The sequence below is a fragment of the Streptomyces sp. NPDC048566 genome, assembly GCF_043199735.1.
In the GTDB taxonomy this organism is placed as follows: domain Bacteria; phylum Actinomycetota; class Actinomycetes; order Streptomycetales; family Streptomycetaceae; genus Streptomyces.
Genome location: NZ_JBICWL010000049.1, coordinates 1 through 4688 on the forward strand (window position 1 = coordinate 1; position 4688 = coordinate 4688).

Below are 4688 nucleotides of genomic sequence, written 5' to 3' on the forward strand. Positions count from 1 at the left end.
CCCCCCGCCCCGCCCGTCGCCCCCATCCTGCAGCCCGGCGTCCCCAAGGCACGGCCCGCGGACCAGCCCGTCCACCCCACCCCCACGGCGACCGCCCCGGCACCGGAGGCGACCACCCCCGCCGGCATCCAGGCGACCCGCCCGGCCACCACCCCCTCCCACACCTCCGGCACGAGCAGCCCGAACCCGCACGACCCCACCGCCTCCGCCTCCGCATCGCCCCACAGCAGCGACCAGCCGCCGCCCTCACCGAAGACAGCCGCCGGCACACCCAAAAGGACGGCCAGCGGCCCCCGCACCGAGAGCCCCTCGCAGATCCCCTCCGCCACCCCCACGGACCTGCCATCCCCACCCGACACCGCGCCGCCCACCGCGACCGACCCCCCGCAGACACCCACCACAACCACAACACCCTGACCCCGCCAGCCGACCACCCGCACCCCCCCGGGGGCAGCTGCCCGCCCGCAACCGCCGCCCCCCCCGGCAGCTGCCCGCCTGCAACCGCCGCCCCCCGGCAGATGCCCGCCTGCAACCGCACCACCCTGACCCTGCCGGGTAGCCGATCGCCCGCAACCCCCGGCAGCCGACCACCCGCAACCCCTGGTGGCCGCCTGCCTGCAACCGCAACACCCCGACCCTGCCGCAGGCCCCCCACTCACCCTCTATCTCCCCTTTCTCCCTTCTCGTTTTTGTCCCTCTCTCTCATCTCAAGGAGACAGCCATGAGTCACCGCAAACCGCGCACCAGCACCGCCGCCAAGACCGCGGTGCGTCTCGGCATGATCGCCACTGCCGGCATGGCCGTCGCGGCGACCACGACGTCGGCTCAGGCCACCACCGGCGGTAGCCACTCCTTCATGTCCGCCGCCGTGGACATGGCCGACGCCCACGCCAACCGCACCCACGTCAACCAGTTCGACGAGTCGTTCAAAATCCACCAGTTCGGGCCGCTCGTCGCGGTGACGGCGAACAACCGGGCCACGGCCCAGTCCGCGGGCTGCTCCCCGCAGGCCCCCTGCCGGTCGATCGCCTTGTCCTACCAGATCGTCACCGCCGCCGGCCGCAACGCCCGCCTGATCAACGCCACCAACCTCTCCCGGTCCTCCAACAACCACTGTGAAGGCTGCCAAACCTTCGCCGGCGCCTACCAGTTCGTGGTCGCCACCCCCCAGGAGATGACCCTCAGCAGGTCGGCTCTCAGCAACCTCACCCGCATCCACCGCGAAGCGGCCGCACTGAGGACCTCCCACCTCTCCATTCCCAACGTGAAAAAGCGCGCCGACGAACTCGCCCAGGAGATCAAGACCGTCCTGGACCGCGAAGCCGCCTCCGCCCCCCACCGCAGCGCCGTCGGCCCCCAGGACAGCTTCCAGCCCACCGTCACGATGCACCGCCACGTCAACTAGCCCCTCCCGGCGGGCGGTCCGGAGCCGGCCCACCCAACCCTTGTGGGGCCGCCTCCCACGACTGCCGCCTTTCCGCCGCACCCCCCTCGACGGGGCCCGGCCGTGTCCCTCGTCGTGGTGTAGCCGATCACGATCCGCCGCGGACGCCGCTGCGCAGCCGGCCGCTGTCACTTCCGCTGCCGCCGCCGGTCACCGCGTGATCACCGCCGGTCCCGCCCCGGAAGCCCCACAGGGCCCACGGGCCTACGGGACCTATAAGCCTGCGGGGCTTGCGGGGTCTGCGTCGCCGGTGATCCGGCCGGTGAGCCGCAGACTTCGCCGGCCTGATCGGCTACACCACCCGGCGCGACACCACCGTCCCGGCCCCGGGCAACAACAGGAAGGACCATGCCCACACAGCCCCTCCCCTCGTCGCTGCAGGACCAGGCCCTGAACCTCCTCGCCCAGGGCCGGACCGTCAGGGACGTCGCAGCCGAACTGCACCTGAGCAGATCCACTCTCTACCGCTGGCGCCAGGCCCACCCCCACATCGCCCATCACCCACAGCACGGCCACGGCCGGCAGAGCGAACTGGACACCGCCAACGCACGCATCGCCCAACTCGAAAGCGAACTGCTCACCCACCGCCGCCTCACCCGGCACCTCAGCGACGCCGTGCCCGCGCAAGCCCGATTCGAGGCCATCCAGACCATGGCGGCCGAAGGCCACCCGGTCCGCACCACCGCCGCCCTCCTACGCGTCTCCGAATCCGGCTACTACGCCTGGTACCGGCGCGGCCCCTCCGGCCGCGCACTGCGCCACGCCCGGCTGAGCGAACTCATCCTCTCCATCTACCGCGCCTCCCACGCCCTGTACGGCTCACGGCGCATCCACCACGAACTCCAGCACTGCTACGGCATCAGCGTCAGCCGCGGCACGGTGGAACTCCTGATGCGCCAGGCCGGCATCCAGGGACGCGCGGGCCGGACCCGCTGGGAAGCCGCCCAGACCCTCGACAGCACCACGCAACGCCTGTGGGTCGTGGACGCCCGAGCCCACCACACCGCCACCGGAACCCTGTACTGCGCCGTCGTGCTGGACACCCACGAACACCGCCTCGTCGGCTGGGGCATGGACAACACCCTCACCCATGAACTGGTCCACACGGCACTGAACACCGCCCTCACCCGCGACACCGGATCATTCCCGCGCACCCGGCTCACCGCATACGCCTTCACCGAACGCACCCGCATCCTCGCGCTGGCCCCCGCGACCGCCCGCGTCCCCGACCACGACGCCCAGGCATCGGTGGACCATTTCTGGAGAAAGACCGCCCAAGGCCTCCTCCCGCAAAACCAGTGGAACACCACCGACGACCTGCAGACCCGACTGGAAATCCTTTTCCAGGAAAGCTCCGCACCCCACCCGGCACCCCACCCGGCACCCCACCCGGCGCTCCAACCGGCGCCTCAAAGGGCGCCTCGAAGGGCACTGCGAATGGAGCCCCTGCCGGCAAGGTGAATGATGCCGTCGCGGCAGCGCCGCGACGAATGGCGCTTTCCTCTTTTGACGCTATTCCGCCTCGCGACGGACCCGGGGGCGGAATCCGATCGACAGCCTCATGAAAGAGAACATGCAAAACACAGAAACGACCCCTCCGGTTCCCGTCGCGCCGTCCCTGCGCGATGCCCTCGCCGCAGAGGGGGACCTTCCCGCCACCCAGGCGCACAAGGTGCTGATCCACTGCGCCCTCGATGCGGCCTGCGTACCCGACCGGCTCCGCGACCTCAGGGTCATGACACAGATCGCCGAGCTCGACTACCGCACCGTCGCCATCGTGATCAACTGGCTCGGAGCGGCGAACCCGCACCACCTCTGAGGAATCGAACACCGGCAGCCCTCGAGCGTGCCCCTCCCGGCGGATTCCGGCACGGAAAGTTGAAGACGAATTGAAAGAATGTGAAAGTCGCCTTTCCATCAACTCTCGCCCGCACCGGACGACCGCAGCGCTCCGATGCGCGACCTCGAGAGTCGCGGCTTGCCTTTGCCGGCCTCTCTTCAGAGGCGGCCGGACTTCTCCTCTTCCGCCGCGGCCGTCCGCAGCAGAGACTCCACGAGCGCGGAAACATGACAGCGGTCGACCGGTCCGAGTTTCTGCACGCTCGCGATCAGAATCGCGACTTCGGGATCCCCCGCCTCGGGCGCATCCTCGAGATAGAGATGAACCCCGCACGCCTCCGCAGCAGCCCGGTGCACTGGAGTGACCGGGATGTCCAGCCCCTTGGCCAGCCCCTCGAGCGTGCTCTGCTGCGGCATACGGGACAATTGCTCCGACGTAGCCAGATGGTGAACGGTGGAACGCGCAACACCTCCCCGACGCGCCACGTCGCCATAGGACAAACCGTGCTGGTCAAGTTGGTGCTTGATCAGTACCTGCAGTGGGTTCGGCACGGCTGGTGTCTTCCTGCTCGACTGTTTCCCGCCTGGGTACCAGTGAGTTTAAACGAATCGGCTCGCCGACAGCCTTCGATCCGACCCCCGCTGCCCAACAGTGGTATAGCGCTGAAGCCGACGCGCTGCCCATCCGGCCGGCCTCGAACCGAACAGGCATCGAACACCGGCCTGTTGGGTTCGAGGCCGGCCACCACCCCGACTCCCGGCTGCCGGGGGCGCCGACTACAGGTCGCAGGCTGCCGGTCCGGCGAACCCTGCCCCTCCTATCGGCGGCCGAACCCGCCCGTCCATCGGCCGGCCACGGACACCGCCACGCTCACTGGGCACCTTCCCGATCCTCGCCCGCACCCCCTCCTTCCTTACATCGTCGAGGCCCCCCGCCCACGGCCGCCCCGCCCACGGTCGCGCCCCGCCCTGCGGCACACCGGCAACGCATGCAGCCCGAGAGGCCGGCCGCCACCGATCCCTGCCGCCACCCACCCTCACCCGGCCCCGCACGCGCCCCCCGCCCCGCACACGCCCCGACCTGCGACCGACCGGCCCGCCCGCAGGGCGGCGCGAAGGCAGCAGCGCCGGGGGAGGGGCCTGGCAACGCCCGAGCGGCGGTCGGGGCAGGCCCACCAACCTCACTCTCACGAGGGACGATGCAGAGGGACGGATGCGGACGGGCAACCGGCGGCCCTGTGCAAACAACAAGGCACCAATCGACCCGACAAGCACACAACGTGAACCCGCCGCCTATCCACCCCTCTGGGGCAGGGCTTGATCAAGTTCCGTAGGTGTCTGGATCGTTAGTGATGCCCAGGATGGGGAGTGCTCGCTCGGGTTCGTTATGAATTGCGCGGGTGGT

General features: G+C 70.2%; 5 protein-coding genes. 3 read left to right on the forward strand and 2 right to left on the reverse strand.

All coding sequences use genetic code 11. The features are described from left to right. On the reverse strand, positions 1 to 335 hold a 335-nt coding region (locus tag ACGFS9_RS32690; RefSeq protein ID WP_393258619.1), incomplete at its 3' end, for a hypothetical protein. Positions 336 to 721: 386 nt separating this feature from the next. Between ACGFS9_RS32690 and ACGFS9_RS32695 the strand changes: the two genes are divergently transcribed. From ACGFS9_RS32695 to ACGFS9_RS32705, 3 genes are all read left to right on the forward strand, one after another. Then, entirely contained in the window at positions 722 to 1405 is a 684-nt protein-coding gene (locus tag ACGFS9_RS32695; protein ID WP_393258622.1) for a hypothetical protein, read from the forward strand. Positions 1406 to 1792: 387 nt separating this feature from the next. Continuing rightward, positions 1793 to 2905 (forward strand): IS3 family transposase, encoded by a 1113-nt coding sequence (locus ACGFS9_RS32700; protein WP_393258624.1) that lies wholly within the window; start codon positions 1793 to 1795, stop codon positions 2903 to 2905. A gap of 112 nt (positions 2906 to 3017) precedes the next feature. Further along, complete coding sequence (locus tag ACGFS9_RS32705) at positions 3018 to 3263, forward strand: hypothetical protein (protein ID WP_393258626.1); 246 nt, start codon at positions 3018 to 3020, stop codon at positions 3261 to 3263. 179 nt (positions 3264 to 3442) lie between these two features. Here the strand turns inward: ACGFS9_RS32705 and ACGFS9_RS32710 are convergent, their stop codons facing one another. Then, positions 3443 to 3835: a helix-turn-helix domain-containing protein gene (locus ACGFS9_RS32710; protein ID WP_393258628.1), complete on the reverse strand. Its 393-nt coding sequence runs from the start codon at positions 3833 to 3835 to the stop codon at positions 3443 to 3445. Positions 3836 to 4688: the final 853 nt, after the last annotated feature.

Coding starts and splice junctions, on each gene's coding strand:
- ACGFS9_RS32695 (WP_393258622.1), top strand. CDS start 722: ATGAGTCACCGCAAACCGCGCACCAGCACCGCCGCCAAGACCGCGGTG.
- ACGFS9_RS32705 (WP_393258626.1), top strand. CDS start 3,018: ATGCAAAACACAGAAACGACCCCTCCGGTTCCCGTCGCGCCGTCCCTG.
- ACGFS9_RS32700 (WP_393258624.1), top strand. CDS start 1,793: ATGCCCACACAGCCCCTCCCCTCGTCGCTGCAGGACCAGGCCCTGAAC.